This window comes from Streptomyces yangpuensis (genome assembly GCF_001005295.1).
Taxonomy (GTDB): domain Bacteria; phylum Actinomycetota; class Actinomycetes; order Streptomycetales; family Streptomycetaceae; genus Streptomyces; species Streptomyces yangpuensis.
Window position 1 is genome coordinate 1,107,805 of record NZ_LBMK01000001.1, and the last position, 14,339, is coordinate 1,122,143.

The following is a 14,339-nucleotide window of genomic DNA, read 5'->3' on the forward strand; positions in this document are numbered from 1 at the left end:
GGGGGTGCCGCAGGCGCCGGGGGCGCGGGCGGGGCGACGGCCGCCGCGGGAGCCGGTTCCTCGTCCACGCTCACCCCGAAGTCGGTGGCGATGCCGGCGAGGCCGTTCGCATACCCCTGGCCGACCGCGCGGACCTTCCACACACCGCCGCGCTGGTAGATCTCGACGACGACGAGCGCCGTCTCGGTGGCCAGCTGCGGCGGGGTGAACGAGGCGATCACCGAGCCGCCGTCGGCGTTGCGCACGGTGGCGGTGGGCTCGATGCCCTGGAAGGTCTGTCCGGCGGCGTCGGGGCTGGCCGTGACCACGATCCGCTCGATGCCCGGGGGCACCGAGGCGGTGTCCACGGTGACCGAGTCCGGTGCCGCACCGCCACCGGACCGGTAGGTGACACCGGGCCCGGTGGGCTGGTTGAAGAAGATGAAGTCGGCGTCGGAGCGCACCTTGCCGTCCGCCGTGAGGAGCAGGGCGGACACGTCGAGCCGCACCGGCGCAGCCACGTCGACCGTCACGCGGACGGCATTGAGCGGCAGGTTGGATCCAGGGGTCATAGCGGTCATGCCCGGAGAACGACCAAAGGGGCTTTGCCGTTCCCTTACCCTCGCGGGATATTTCCGCGCCGGTTGCGGGGGTGGTTCTTCGCGGTGCGCTCGTTGCCGAACTTGTACGAGCCGGTCCACCGGGCCATCACGAGCTGCGGATCCGCGGCCTCCACTTCGGCCAGGAAGGCGGCGGCACGGTCCCCTCGCAGGGTGGCGGCGGTGCGGCCCCGGTGGGTGATGACGACGTGACCGTCGCCCCGTCGGTCGTAGGTGAACCCGTGCGGTTTCGGCATGGCCCGCAGCCTGCCCCGCCGGGGGCGGGGCGGGCAACGGGTTTGTTCGTGCGCCAGTGCGCCAGTGCGCCAGTGCGCCAGTGCGCCAGTGCGCCAGTGCGCCAGTGGGCCAGTGCGCTCGTGTGTTCGTTTTTTCGTGCGCGCAGGGCGGCCGGGACCCTGGGCCCGGCCGCCGGGGGTCAGTCGCCCGTGACCCGGCGGGGGAGTCCCAGGGGGTTGGCCTCGCGCAGCTCGGCCGGCAGCAGCGCGTCCGGCACCGACTGGTAGGCCACCGGCCGCAGCCAGCGCTCGATCGCCGTGCCGCCCACGGAGGTGGAGTGCGAGGTCGCGGCCGGGTACGGCCCGCCGTGGTGCTGGGCCGGGGCCACCGCGACCCCCGTCGGCCAGCCGTTGACCACGATCCGCCCCGCCAGCCGGGTGACCTGCCCGATCAGCGCGGCCGCCGGGCCCGGGGCGCCCTCGGTCTCGGCGGCCGACAGCTGGAGGGTGGCGCTCAGGTTCCCGTCCAGCAGTTCGAGAACCGCGCCCGCCTCGGCCTGCCCGCCGTACCGCACGACGACGGTGACCGGGCCGAAGCACTCCTCCAGGAGGAGGTCGTGCCCGTCGCCCGCGAGGAGGTCCCCGGCCCGTACGGTCAGGTAGCCCGCACCCACCGTGTGCTCGCCGCCGGACCCCGGCGTCACGGGGGCCTCGACGCCGGGCAGCGCGGCCCGCTCACGCACCCCGGAGATGAAGTTCTCCCGCATCCGCCGGTCGAGGAGCACCCCGGGCTCGGTCTCGCCGAGGGCCTTGGTGAGCTCGCCGGTGATCCGGTCGCCGTCCGCGCCGTCGGGCACCAGGACCAGGCCGGGCTTCACGCAGAACTGGCCGACGCCGAGGGTCATCGAGGCCGCGAGACCGGAGCCGATCTCCTCGGCGCGTTCGGCGGCCGCTGCCGGGGTGACCACGACGGGGTTGAGGGAGCCCAGTTCCCCGTGGAAGGGGATGGGCACCGGCCGGGCGGCGGCGGCGTCGAACAGCGCCCTGCCGCCCCGGACGGAACCGGTGAATCCGGCGGCGGCGACCAGCGGGTGGCGGATCAGCTCCAGGCCGGCGTCGAACCCGTGGACCACGCTCACCACCTCGGGCGGGAGCCCGTTCGCGACGGCGGCCCGGCGCAGCAGCGAGGCGCACAGCTCGGAGGTGGCGGGGTGGTCGGGGTGCGCCTTGACCACGACCGGGCAGCCCGCGGCCAGCGCGCTCGCGGTGTCCCCGCCGGGGACGGAGAAGGCGAGCGGGAAGTTGGAGGCGGCGTAGACCGCGACCACGCCGAGCGGCACCTTGTAGCGGCGCAGCTCGGGGCGGGGCGGGCTGAGCGAGGGATCGGCGCGGTCGATCCGGATGTCGAGGTAGGACCCCTCGTCGACGGCGTCGGCGAAGGCGCGCAGCTGGCCGGTGGTGCGGGCCAGTTCGCCGGTGAGCCGGCCCGGGCCCAGTGCCGTCTCGGCGTCGGCGGCCTCGATGACGTGGGCGGCGGCCTCGTCGAGCAGCGCGGCGGCGGTGCGCAGGAACGCGGCACGGACGGCGGCGTCCGCCAGCGGTCCGCGGGCGGCGTGGGCGGCCCGTACGGCCTCGTCCACCTCGCGGGGTGTGGCCTCCACCGCAACCTGTTCGCGTTGCTTCCCGGTGCGGGGGTCCACACTCCAGACTGGTGTCGTTGTCATGGCCCACTGCCTCCTGGATCGTTCAGTATTCTGAACGTGGTTCCGGTGGATGAATGATCACATCTGCTGCGGACTCTATTTCCGGGTCCTCCGCGTGACAAGAGCCGACAAGTGGCGACCAGAGGGGAAGCAGGCGTATGACGACGACCGAGCAGGGGATCCCTGCCCAGGCCGCGCCGGTCAAATCGGCGGTCCGCACCGTCCTGCTGCTGGAGCACTTCGCGGCGCGGCCGGGGCTGCACAGTCTGGCCGACATCCAGAACGACCTCTCCCTGCCCAAGTCCAGCCTCTACATGCTGCTGCGCACCCTGGTGAACCTGGGCTGGGTGGAGACCGACGCGACGGGCACCCGGTACGGCATCGGCGTACGGGCCCTGCTGGTCGGCAGCTCGTACATCGACGGCGACGAGGTGGTCGCCGCGGCCCGGCCCACCCTGGACCGGCTCTCCGACGACACGACGGAGACCATCCACCTGGCCCGGATCGACGGAACGAGCGTGGTGTACCTCGCCACCCGGCAGTCCCAGCACTACCTGAGGCCCTTCACCCGGGTCGGACGGCGGCTGCCCGTGCACTCGACGGCGCTCGGCAAGGCGCTGCTCGCCACGCACTCGGACGCGGAGGTACGGGCGCTGCTGCCGCGGCGGCTGGAGGCGGTCACCGAGCACACCATCACCGACCGGGAGCAGCTCATCGAGGAACTGGAACTGGTACGGGAGCAGGGGTACGCGGTGGACCGGGAGGAGAACACGCTCGGACTGCGCTGCTTCGGGGTGGCCGTGCCGTACCGGACGCCGGCCCGGGACGCGGTGAGCTGTTCGGTGCCGGTGGCCCGGCTGACGCCGGGGCACGAGCAGGTCATCAAGGCGGCGCTGTTCGAGGCGCGCGACCGGCTGTCGGTGGTGACGCGCCGCATGTGACAGCGTGTGCGAGGCCGCGGGTCCGGGAGTCCGGGAGGTTTCCCGCCGGGGAGCCCGTGAGGCTCCTCCCCCGCACGGGGGAGGCGGTTCCCCTTCGAGGGGGAGGTGGCGGGCCGCCGCGCACGCGACCGTGGGGACATGACCACACGAGGCGTTCACACGACGTACGAACCGCAGTCCTCCGCCCCGTCGCAGGGGACCGGGAGGCGCGTCCTCGCTGCAGCGGCCCTGGCGGCCACGGTGCCGTATCTGGCGCTCAAGGCTGCCTGGCTGTCCGGCAGCCGGATCGGGATACCGGACGGCAGCGTGCTGCTGGAGGCCGGCCTGTTCCTCACCGTGGCCAATGCCGTCACGCTGGCCATGGACGCGGCCGTGATCGTGCTCGTCCTGGTGCTCACCAGACCCTGGGGGCTCAGAACGCCCGCCTGGATGCTGACCGTTCCGGTGTTCACCGCCACGGGCCTGCTGACCCCGATCCTCCTCGGCTTCCCGGGCCAGCTGCTCGTACGGGCCCTCGGGTTCGGGATCGGTCCTCAGGAGGAGGCCGCGCGGGAGCCCTTCCTGGATTCCTGGGTCTTCATCGTCGTGTACACGGGATTCACCGTCCAAGGACTCGCCCTGGCCGGACTGTTCGTGCCCTATGCGCGCAGGCGCTGGGGCCGGCGGTGGCAGGGCGTGGTGGGAGAGCGGCTGCCGTCGCCCACGGGGGTGGTGGCGGCAGCCGCGGTCCTGTGCGCCCTGGCCCTGGGAGCGCTGTACCTCTCCTGGGCCTTCGGCGGCACGGCCGGGCTGAGCGCCGAGCGGGCCGAGGCGTATTCGGCGGAGAGCGCCGTGGGCTCCGTCGCCCACGCGATATGTGCGCTTGCCGCGGGAGTGGGCACGCTGCTCCTGACCCGCGGCCGGACGCTGCGGGCACGGTGGCCGCTCGGGCTCACCTGGGTCGGCGCCGCCGCGACCCTGGCCTGGGGAGCCTGGATGCTGATCGCCTCGCTGGGCCCGCAGGTCGACGGCGGCGAAGCACCCTCCACCGCCGGGCAGCTGATCTACGCTGGCCAGATGATCACCGGAGCGCTCGCCACCGCCGTCCTCACCCGGTTCCTCATATCCCGACGCGCGAGCTGATGCGCGAGGGCCTGGGCCGGCTGCTGGGTGAGCGGGCCCGGCTGCGGTGGCTCCACCAGATCCTCGGCGGCGCCCTGCTGATGCCGTACTTCCTCCTGGCCTCGGTGGGGGTCGGCTCGGCGGCCGGCGGAGCCAACGCCCTGTCCTCCCTCCCGCTGAGCCTCGCCGCCTACGCGGCGGCGCTCCCGCTGGCGGCCGTCACCGGGGTGTACGGGCTGGTCCGGCCGCTGTCGGTGACAGCCGTGCGGGCCATGTGCGCGGTGCCGGGGGAGCGGCTCGCCGAAGGGCCCGCGCGGACCTGGGCCGCGCGGGGGCGGGCCTCCGCCTGGTGGACCCTGCACCTGGGGGTCGGAGCGCTGGTCAGCGGGATGACCCTGGCGGTGCCGCCCATGGCGGTGGTGCTGCTCGTCCTGCCCTTCGTCAGCGGCCTGCGTGAAGTCCGGCTGGGATTCGGCTGGTTCGGCACGGGCGTCGAGACGTACACGGCGCCCCTCCTCGGGATCGGCCTGCTGGCCGCTCTCGCGGTGTGCGCGGCCGCAGCGGGGGAGCTGCTGGCCCGGCTGGCTCCCGTACTGCTCGGGCCGACGGCGGCGGACCGGCTGGCGGCGGCCGAGGAGCGGGCCGCCGACCTGGCGGTGCGCAACCGGCTCGCCCGGGAGCTGCACGACGCGGTCGGGCACGCGCTCAGCGCCGTCACCCTCCAGGCGGCCGCCGCCCGGCGGATGCTGGAGCGCGATCCCGAGTTCGTCCGGGAGGCGCTCGCGGCGATCGAGGACACCACCCGGCGGACGGTGGGCGAGCTGGACGCCGTCCTGGGCCTGCTGCGGGAGGGGGATCCGGCCCGGCCGGACGGCGCGGCCGCCCCCGCCCCCACCCTCGCCGCCGACCTCGACGGCCTGCTCGCCCGCACCCGGGCCGCGGGAACCACCGTCACCGCACACCAGGACCCCGGGCCCGCGGAGGACTGGCACCGGCTTCCGGAGATCACCTCGCGCGAGGCCTACCGGATCGTCCAGGAAGGCCTCAGCAACGCCCTGCGCCACGGCGCCGGCCCGGTGGATCTTCGGATCCTCGTCCGGGCCGGCCACGACACCGCACCGCGAGAACTGGAGATCACCATGACCAATCCGCCCGCCGGGCCCGAGGACCGGGAGCGCCGCACCACCGGCGGCCGCGGGCTGCGCGGCTCCGCCGAGCGGGCCGCACTGCTCGGCGGCAGCGTCGAGGCGGGCCCGCACGGGGACCGGTGGCGGCTGCGCGCGGTCCTCCCGCTGGCCGGAGGCGACCGATGACCGCGGCCGCCCCGGCGGACCGGCCGCCGCTGCGCATCGTGCTCTGCGACGACGAGCGGATGGTCCGCACGGCGCTGCGGGTCATCATCGAGGCCGAGGCGGACCTGGAGGTCGTCGGCGAGGCCGCCACCGGCGCCGAGGCGGTCCCGCTGGTGCGCTCCCTCGCCCCCGACGTGGTGCTGATGGACGTCCGGATGCCCGAGATCGACGGCATCCGGGCCACCGAGCAGATCCTGGCCACCATGGCCGAGCCGCCCAGGATCGTGGTCGTCACCACCTTCGAGAACGACGCCCACGTCTATGACGCGCTGCGCGCCGGAGCCGTCGGCTTCATCCTCAAGCGCGCCGACCCCGACGAGCTGATCGGCGCGGTCCGGCTCGTCGCCCGCGGCGACTCGCTGCTCTTCCCGGCCGCCGTCCGCTCCCTCGCCGCCACGCACGCGTCGGCCCCCGCCCCCGTCGCCGCCCCCTGGGTCGCCAGGCTCACCGACCGCGAGGCCGACGTCCTGCGCCTGATGGCCACCGGGCTGTCCAACCACGAGATGAGCGAACGGCTCGGGGTCGGACCCCAGACGGTCAAGACACACGTCGCGTCGGTCCTCACCAAGACCGGCTCCCGCGATCGCACCCAGGCGGTCATCGCGGCCTACGAGGGAGGGTTCATCATGAAGAAACGCTGAGAACTCGGCCATAATCAGGGCAGAGCGGAACGGCGAGGGCCGCCGGGGCGTCCTTCCGTTCGATGAACAAAACGATCAGGCGTGCGTCGGTCTTCTGTCTGCTCCTGGTGCTGGCCCTGCTGGTCCGCGTCACCTGGGTGCAGGCGTACCAAGGCCAGGCCCTCGCAGACGACAAGCACAACCGCCGCAATCTCATCGGGCAGTTCGAGAACCCGCTGGGCAACATCATCGTGGGCGGGGAGGCGATCACCGGCTCGGAGAAGACGGGAGGCAAGGACTTCGGCTACAAGCGGACCTACGTCGACGGCCCCCTCTACGCGCCCGTCACCGGCTACAGCTCGCAGGCCTACGGCACCAGCATGCTGGAGGGCATCTACAAGAACGTCCTCAACGGCTCCGACAGCCGGCTGAAGACCGTGATGGACACGCTCACCAACAAGCGGGCCGACCCCGGCAACGTCCTCACCACGATCGACAAGGACGTCCAGAAGGCCGCCTACGACGCGCTCCAGGGCAAGCAGGGCGCCGCCGTGGCCATCGACCCCGTCACCGGCGAGATCCTCGCCGTCGTGAACAACCCCTCCTTCGACCCCGGCAGCATCGCCGGCGCCAACGACCAGAAGGCCTGGGACGCGCTCTCCGCCGACCAGGGCAAGGCCATGGAGAACGTGGCCCTGCGCAAGCCCCAGGCGCCCGGCTCCACCTTCAAGCTGGTCACCCTCGCCGCGGCGATCGAGAACGGCCTGGTCACCGACATCGACCAGCAGACCGGCATCGCCGACCCGTACACGATCCCCGGCACCCGCACCCCGCTGCCCAGCGAGGCGGGCTCCGCGGCCTGCAACAACGTCTCGGTGCGCACCGCCCTGCGCCTGTCCTGCAACAACGTGTTCGCCGAGCTCGCCTCCAAGCTCGGCCAGGACAAGATGCGCGCGACCGCGGAGAAGCTCGGCTTCAACACGCAGATCGACACCCCGGTCCGCACCAACCCGCCGAGCAAGTACCCGTCCAAGAAGATGTCGATCGACCAGGTCGCGCAGACGGGCATCGGACAGTTCGACGTCCAGGCCACCCCGCTGCAGATGGCGATGGTCACGGCCGCGATCGAGAACGGTGGCAAGCTCGTCGCCCCGCACATGGTCTCCGAGGTCACCGACGCGGGCGGCAACATGCTGGAGAGCTTCAAGGACCCGAAGTCCCAGCAGGTGATGAAGGAGCGGACGGCCTCGATGGTCCGGGACGCCATGCGCACCGTCGCCACCGAGGGCGGCGGCAAGCCGGCTCAGGTGCCGGGCGCGGAGGTGGGCGGCAAGACCGGCACCGCCCAGCGCGGTGTGAACAACAGCCTCGCGCCGCTGGCCTGGTTCACCTCGTACGGCAAGGCGAACGGCAAGCAGATCGCCGTGGCCGTGGTGATCGAGAACTCCGACACCGACCGCTCCGAGATCGGCGGCGGCAAGCTGGCCGCGCCGATCGCGCAGAAGATGATGCAGGCCTGGCTGAAGAAGTAGGCGAGCGGGGCTCCGTGCCCGACGCGCCGGGAACCGACGTGGTTCCCGGCGCGTGTCCGTCTTCATGATCAGGAATGCGCGACCCGCCGACCTCGACGCCATCGCCGCCCTCCACACCAGGGCCCGCGCCACCTACTACCAGGGCCACATACCCGAGGAGGCCTATGCGGGGGAGGCCGAGCTGGCCCGGACCCGCGAGGGCTGGACCCTGGCCGTCGCCCGCGACGCCACCGAGGGCGGGGTGCTGTGCGCCGAGGAGGACGGCGAGCTCACCGGGGTCGCCGCCTACCGCACGCAGGACGGCGAGACCACCCTCACCCAGCTGCACGTCGACCCGGTCCACTGGCGCCGGGGGACCGGGGGCGCCCTGCACGCCGCCTGCGTGGAGGTCTGGCGGCGCGCCGGCGTCCGCCGGGTCCGCTTGGAGGTCTACGAGCACAACCTCCGGGCCCAGGCCTTCTACACGGCCCAGGGCTGGCTCCCCGACCCGGCCGGCACCCCGGCGGGCAGCCACCGCACGCTCTGGCTGGACATCGCCTGCCGCTGATGCCGTCCGCCCCACCCGCGGCGTCCGGGGAATGGGACGGCCGGGCGGATGGTTCACACCACTGATGGTTGAACAGCAAACCGTCCCCTCAGTGACCCCGGAGAGAAGAAGGATCATGCGCGTCGAGATCTGGAGCGACATCGCCTGCCCCTGGTGCTACATCGGCAAGGCCCGTTTCACCAAGGGGCTGGCCGCGTTCGCGCACCGTGACGAGGTGGAGGTCGTCTTCCGGTCCTTCGAGCTCGACCCGGGCAGCCCCAAGGGCGTGACGGCTCCCGTCGTGGAGATGCTCGCCAAGAAGTACGGCCGCACCCTCGACGAGGCGCGCGGCATGGAGGAGCACGTCGCCGCGAGCGCCCGCGCCGAGGGGCTGACGTACCGGACCGAGGGGCGCGACCACGGCAACACCTTCGACATCCACCGGCTGCTGCACCTGGCCGACGCCAGGGGCCGGCAGGAGGAGCTGCTCGACCTCGCCTACCGGGCCAACTTCGCCGAGGAGCGCTCCGTCTTCGACCCCGGGGTGCTGGTCGCGCTCGCGGTCGAGGCCGGACTGGACGAGGAGGAGGCGCGCGCCGTCCTCGCCGACGACTCCGCCTATGCCGACGAGGTCCGCGCCGACGAGCGCGAGGCCGCCGAGCTGGGTGCGAACGCCGTGCCGTTCTTCGTCCTCGACCGCCGTTACGGGATCTCCGGCGGACAGCCGGCCGAGGTGTTCACCCGGGCACTGGAGCAGGCGTGGGCCGGGCGCGAGGTGGAGGAGCCGGTCCCCGGGGCCGACGCGTGCGAGCCCGACGGGGCGTGCGCCGTCCCGCAGGTATAAGCATTGCTTGGAGTGGGCGGGTAAAACTCGGCAATGGACTTTGGGTCGTTCCTGGCGCAGAGTTGACGGCATGGATCTTCCGATCGCCGAAGCGACCCGTGCCGAGTTCGCCCACTCCACCACCTATCTCAACTCCGCGAAATGCGGGGTCGTCCCGCGTTCCGCCGTCGCCGCGATGAAGGAGCTCGCCGAGGGGGCGGGGGCCGGGATCCCCGCCGGATTCGGCGACTTCGACCGCGTGAACCGCGCCCGCGCCTCCTTCGCCCGCCTGGTCGGGGTGGATGCCGACCGGGTGGCCGTCGGCTCGGCGGTGGCCACCCACGTCGGCCTCGTCGCGGCCTCGCTGCCCTCCGGCGCCGAAGTGCTGTGCCCGGAGGACGACTTCGCCTCCGTGATCAACCCGTTCGTGGTGCGGGACGACCTCAAGGTGCGGTTCGCACCGCTGGAGTCCCTCGCCGAGGCCGTCGGCCCGGACACCGCCCTGGTCTCGCTGAGCGCCGTACAGTCCGCGGACGGGCGCAAGGCCGACCTGGCGGCGGTCCGCGCGGCGACCGCCGCGCACGGCGCCCGGATGCTCGTGGACGCCTCCCAGGCGGCGGGCTGGCTGCCCTTCGACGCCACGCCGTACGACTACACGGTCACCGTCGGCTTCAAGTGGCTGCTCGGCGTCCGCGGGGCCTCGTTCCTGACCGTGTCGCAGGAGGCGCAGGAGGCGCTGACCCCGCTGCACGCCGGCTGGGTGGCCGCGGAGTCCATGTGGGACGCCGTCTACGGCCCGATGCCCGAACTGGCTGCTTCCGCACGGCGGTTCGACGAGTCCCCGGCCTTCCTCGCCTACCACGCGGCAGAGGTCTCGCTGGCCCTGTTCGAGCGGATCGGCATCGAGGCCGTGCACGCCCACGACACCGCCCTGGCCGCCCGCTACCGCGCCGGACTCGCGAGTCTCGGCCATGAGCCCGTACCCGGTGACGCCGCCATCGTCTCCGTGCCGGGCCTCGCCGGCCGGCAGCCGGCCCTGGAGGCGGCCGGCATCCTCACCTCGGCCCGCGCGGGCCTGCTGCGGGCCGCGTTCCACCTGTACAACACGGAGGCGGAGGTGGACCGGCTCCTGGACGCCCTCTCCGCCTCCTGAGGCGGCGGGGGCCGCACGTACAGTGCCGCCATGAGCGATGTGAGCGATGTGAGCGGTCAGACCGGCTCGGGCGGCTCGGGTGATGTGCTGCACGTGAAGGGGCGGGTGCTGATCGGGCCCGACGAGGTCCGCGACGAGCTCTGGGTCGTCGGCGGGCGCGTCTCCTACGAGCGCCCGCCCGGCGCCCGCGAGGTCACCACCGTGACCGGCTGGGTCCTGCCCGGGCTGGTCGACGCGCACTGCCACGTGGGGCTCGACGCCCACGGGCCGGTCGACGCCGGGACGGCCGAGCGCCAGGCGCTCACCGACCGCGACGCGGGCACCCTCCTGATCCGCGACGCCGGATCGCCCTCGGACACCCGCTGGATCGACGACCGCGAGGACCTCCCGAAGATCATCCGGGCGGGCCGGCACATCGCGCGCACCCGCCGCTACATCCGCAACTACGCCCACGAGATCGAGCCGGCCGACCTCGTCGAGTACGTCGGCCGCGAGGCACGGCGCGGCGACGGCTGGGTGAAGCTGGTCGGCGACTGGATCGACCGCGACGCCGGCGACCTGACGGCCTGCTGGCCGCGCGCCGAGGTCGAGGCGGCCATCGCCGAGGCGCACCGGCTGGGCGCCCGGGTCACCGCCCACTGCTTCGCCGAGGACTCGCTGCGCGACCTCGTCGAGGCCGGCATCGACTGCATCGAACACGCCACCGGCCTCACCGAGGACACCATCCCGCTGTTCGCGCAGCGCGGGGTCGCGATCGTCCCCACCCTCGTCAACATCGCGACCTTCCCGAAGCTCGCGGCGGGCGGCGACGCGAAGTTCCCCCGCTGGTCGGCCCACATGCGCCGGCTCCACGAGCGGCGCTACGACACCGTCCGGGCCGCTCACGACGCGGGCATCCAGGTCTACGTCGGCACCGACGCCGGGGGTTCCCTGCCGCACGGGCTGGTCGCGGCGGAGGTCGCCGAGCTGGTGAAGGCCGGGATCCCGGCCCTGGAGGCCCTCTCGGCGACGGCCTGGGCGGCCCGCGAGTGGCTCGGCAGGCCGGGGCTGACCGAGGGCGCACCGGCGGACCTGGTGGTCTACGACGCCGACCCGCGGGCCGACGTACGGGTCCTGGCGCAGCCGCGGCGGGTGGTCGTCGACGGCAGGGTCAGGGCCTGAACACGGCGGCACGAACGCGGTGCGGTGAGCGGGGCCGCAAATCGAAACCCAGCACGGAAACCACCCTTTGGGGTGAAGTGACCTCAGGTGGCTGCCCCGTCACCCACATTGAGTAAGGATTCCCAGGGTCGAAGCCGTCGGCGCGTGCGATGTCCCCCATTGGCCGCGCGACGGCACCCAACTCCCCGGGGGTTCCAGGACCTTGAACAGCAACACCTTCCGCATGCCCGCGGCCGTTCTGCTCGCCACGGGGGCGGTCGCCCTGCTCACCGCACCGCCCGCCTCCGCCACCGCAGGCACCCCCGGCGGCGGAGAGGGCAAGGCCGGCGCCGTCGTCCTGCGCACCGGACTGGACGTGGGACTGCTCAACAAGACCGTGCACGTCCCGATGAAAGCCACCCTCAACGAGGTCAGCGCCCCCGCGACCGCGCAGAAGACGGCGCTGACCGTCACCCTGGACGGGGTCGAGGGGAACAAGCCGGTCAGCGTCCTGAACGCGACCGTCGCCACCTCCAAGGCCACCGCCGACAAGAACGCGGCGGCGGCCGAGGTCAACCTGGCCAAGGCCCGCGTGCACGTCCCCGGGCTCCCGCTGCTCTCCCTGATCGAGGTGGAGAAGGTCACCTCCAAGGCCGTCTGCGAAGCCGGCAAGAAGCCGGTGGCCAGCGCCAACGTCCTGGGCACGGTGACCGCGCTCGGCAAGAAGGTCAACCTGTCGGCGGGCGGTCCCACCAAGGTCGAGGTCCCCGGAGTGGGCATGGTCAGTATGGAGCTGTCCGGCACCGAGACCACCTCCAGCACGGCCGCCGCTGCCGCGCTCCGGCTGAAGGTGGCGGTGAACCCGCTGAACCTGAACGTGGCCCAGGTGGACGGCGAGATCGTGCTGGCCGAGGCGCACTGCGAGTCCCCGAAGGGCCCGGCCCCGACGACGAAGGCGCCCGAGCAGCCGGGGCAGCCCGGGCAGCCCGACATCAAGACCCAGACCGGCACCGGCACCGGCACCGGGAACGGCACCGGCGGCGCCACCACCGGCTCGGGCACCGGCTCGGGCGGCACCCCGGACGCCAACCTGGCCGAGACCGGCGGCGGTTCGCTCACCCCCTTCATCACGGGCGGTGCGCTGACCCTGCTCGCCCTCGGCGGCGGAGCGCTCTTCCTGACCCGCCGGGGCAGGGCCCAGTAGGACCACCGGGCGACCAGGCCCGACCTGGTTCCCGGCCCGGGCCTCGGCCCGCCGTCCGGCGCGGCCGCGTCCGGCACCACCGCCACCCGGCGAGCACATCGGAGGGGAGTGCTCAACGGGTGGCGTGGGTGAGCCCCTGATCACCCGCGCCACGTGACATCACGGCGTCGGTGACCTGCCGGTCGATCCGTGCGTACGCGTCGCGCTTCGCGGCCGGCAGCGTCTCGTCCGAGGCCGCGCAGGAGGCGCAGACGACGCGGAACGGCGGGCCCATGTCCGAGTACTGCGTGAGGTACTCGGCCTTCACCACTTCCCAGCGGCCCGGCCGGTCCGCCGCCGGGGCGAAGGTGAAGCGGGGCACCGAGGACTGGTTGCCGCGCAGCTTGTCGGCCGGGACGAAGCTGGCGACCTGGTCGCCCATGCCGAAGACCACCCAGGTGCCGTTGATCTTCTCGTAGGGCTGCGGGACGTGGTTGTGCGTGCCGATGATCAGGTCGATGTCGGGGAGGCCGTCGGCCGACCGGGAGGCGGTCAGGGCCTGCGCCAGCTCCGTCTGCTGCTGGTCCGGGGCCGTCTGCCATTCGGTGCCCCAGTGGACGCTGAGCACCACGACGTTCGCCCCGCCCGCCCGGGCCGCGCGGGCGTCGGCGACGATCCGGTCCTTGTCGATCAGGTTCACGGCCCACGGCTTGTCCCGGGGGAGCGGGATGCCGTTCGTGCCGTACGTGTACGACAGCTGGGCGACCTTCGCGCCGCCCGCCGAGAGCAGGGCCGGGGCCTTGGCCTCCTCCGCGCTGCGCGCCGAGCCGACGTGCGGGATGCCGACCCGGTCGAGGTGTTCCAGGGTGCGGGCGAGGCCCTCGTAGCCGTCGTCCAGCGTGTGGTTCGAGGCGGTGGAACACCCGTCGTACCCGGCGTCCTTGAGGGCGTCCGCCAGCTGGTGCGGGGCCTTGAAGGTGGGATAGCCGGTGTAGGGCCCGCCGGGGCGCCCGTACGGTATCTCGTGGTGGCATATCGCCAGGTCGGCGGCGGAGACCAGGGGTTTGACCCCGGCGAGTATCTTCCGGAAGTCGTACTCCCCGGCCCGGCCGGCGTCGTCCCCCGCCCGTTGGACGATGGACGGGTACGGGATGATGTCCCCGGTCGCCACCAGCGTGAACGGCTGTCCCGCGGGCGCGGCGGCGGCCGTCGGCGGGGGTGTCGCGGCGCGGTCCTGTCCGGCGCCCAGCCGCTGCCGTGCGGCGGGTGCGTCGTCTCCGTCGAGCAGCTGCGGTACTGCGTACAGGGCGCCGCCCACGATCACCAGTCCGGCCAGCGCTGCGCCTGCCGCGGCGGATGCCTTCATTGCCTGCCCCCGTTGTCCGTGCCCCGATGCGGGGATCCTCGAACGGCCCCGCCCCCGCAGCCATCGTAGGGGGGCCGTTCGAGTG

The 14,339-nt window shown here is 73.3% G+C and carries 14 protein-coding genes; 10 read left to right on the plus strand and 4 right to left on the minus strand.

The genetic code is table 11. The features are described 5' to 3' along the window. From AAT21_RS38630 to AAT21_RS04995, 3 genes are all read right to left on the minus strand, one after another. Positions 1 to 551 (minus strand): TerD family protein (locus tag AAT21_RS38630; RefSeq protein WP_235438676.1); only part of this gene is annotated, 551 nt, incomplete at its 3' end. 44 nt (positions 552 to 595) lie between these two features. Then, a complete protein-coding gene (locus AAT21_RS04990; RefSeq protein ID WP_046775400.1) occupies positions 596 to 835 on the minus strand; it encodes a hypothetical protein in 240 nt (79 codons plus the stop codon). A 179-nt stretch (positions 836 to 1,014) separates the two neighbouring features. Beyond that, positions 1,015 to 2,538 (minus strand): aldehyde dehydrogenase (NADP(+)), encoded by a 1,524-nt coding sequence (locus AAT21_RS04995; RefSeq protein ID WP_046775401.1) that lies wholly within the window; start codon positions 2,536 to 2,538, stop codon positions 1,015 to 1,017. Positions 2,539 to 2,675: 137 nt separating this feature from the next. Between AAT21_RS04995 and AAT21_RS05000 the strand changes: the two genes are divergently transcribed. The 10 genes from AAT21_RS05000 (at position 2,676) to AAT21_RS05045 (ending at position 12,909) form a co-directional block, all read left to right on the plus strand. Then, positions 2,676 to 3,458: an IclR family transcriptional regulator gene (locus tag AAT21_RS05000; RefSeq protein WP_046775402.1), complete on the plus strand. Its 783-nt coding sequence runs from the start codon at positions 2,676 to 2,678 to the stop codon at positions 3,456 to 3,458. A gap of 138 nt (positions 3,459 to 3,596) precedes the next feature. Then, the gene (locus AAT21_RS05005) at positions 3,597 to 4,580 is read left to right on the plus strand and encodes a hypothetical protein (protein WP_046775403.1); all 984 of its coding nucleotides are present in this window, start codon (positions 3,597 to 3,599) and stop codon (positions 4,578 to 4,580) included. After that, positions 4,580 to 5,872 (plus strand): sensor histidine kinase, encoded by a 1,293-nt coding sequence (locus AAT21_RS05010; RefSeq protein ID WP_046775404.1) that lies wholly within the window; start codon positions 4,580 to 4,582, stop codon positions 5,870 to 5,872. Before AAT21_RS05005 ends, AAT21_RS05010 begins: the two co-directional genes overlap by 1 nt. Next, positions 5,869 to 6,552 (plus strand): response regulator transcription factor, encoded by a 684-nt coding sequence (locus AAT21_RS05015; protein ID WP_046775405.1) that lies wholly within the window; start codon positions 5,869 to 5,871, stop codon positions 6,550 to 6,552. The genes AAT21_RS05010 and AAT21_RS05015 overlap by 4 nt, the downstream gene beginning before the upstream one ends. Positions 6,553 to 6,614: 62 nt before the next feature. Then, positions 6,615 to 8,063: a peptidoglycan D,D-transpeptidase FtsI family protein gene (locus AAT21_RS05020; protein ID WP_046775406.1), complete on the plus strand. Its 1,449-nt coding sequence runs from the start codon at positions 6,615 to 6,617 to the stop codon at positions 8,061 to 8,063. 52 nt (positions 8,064 to 8,115) lie between these two features. Continuing rightward, the gene (locus tag AAT21_RS05025; protein WP_327152714.1) at positions 8,116 to 8,610 is read left to right on the plus strand and encodes a GNAT family N-acetyltransferase; all 495 of its coding nucleotides are present in this window, start codon (positions 8,116 to 8,118) and stop codon (positions 8,608 to 8,610) included. 115 nt (positions 8,611 to 8,725) lie between these two features. Further along, entirely contained in the window at positions 8,726 to 9,433 is a 708-nt protein-coding gene (locus tag AAT21_RS05030; protein ID WP_046775407.1) for a DsbA family oxidoreductase, read from the plus strand. Between the two features lie 70 nt (positions 9,434 to 9,503). After that, entirely contained in the window at positions 9,504 to 10,565 is a 1,062-nt protein-coding gene (locus tag AAT21_RS05035; RefSeq protein ID WP_046775408.1) for an aminotransferase class V-fold PLP-dependent enzyme, read from the plus strand. A 30-nt stretch (positions 10,566 to 10,595) separates the two neighbouring features. Beyond that, complete coding sequence (locus AAT21_RS05040; protein WP_046775409.1) at positions 10,596 to 11,726, plus strand: amidohydrolase family protein; 1,131 nt, start codon at positions 10,596 to 10,598, stop codon at positions 11,724 to 11,726. Between the two features lie 202 nt (positions 11,727 to 11,928). Next, positions 11,929 to 12,909, plus strand: coding sequence for an SCO1860 family LAETG-anchored protein (locus AAT21_RS05045; protein WP_046775410.1), 981 nt, complete (start codon positions 11,929 to 11,931; stop codon positions 12,907 to 12,909). Positions 12,910 to 13,021: 112 nt separating this feature from the next. Here AAT21_RS05045 and AAT21_RS05050 read toward each other — a convergent pair whose 3' ends face one another. After that, complete coding sequence (locus AAT21_RS05050; protein ID WP_079025427.1) at positions 13,022 to 14,254, minus strand: CapA family protein; 1,233 nt, start codon at positions 14,252 to 14,254, stop codon at positions 13,022 to 13,024. Positions 14,255 to 14,339: the final 85 nt, after the last annotated feature.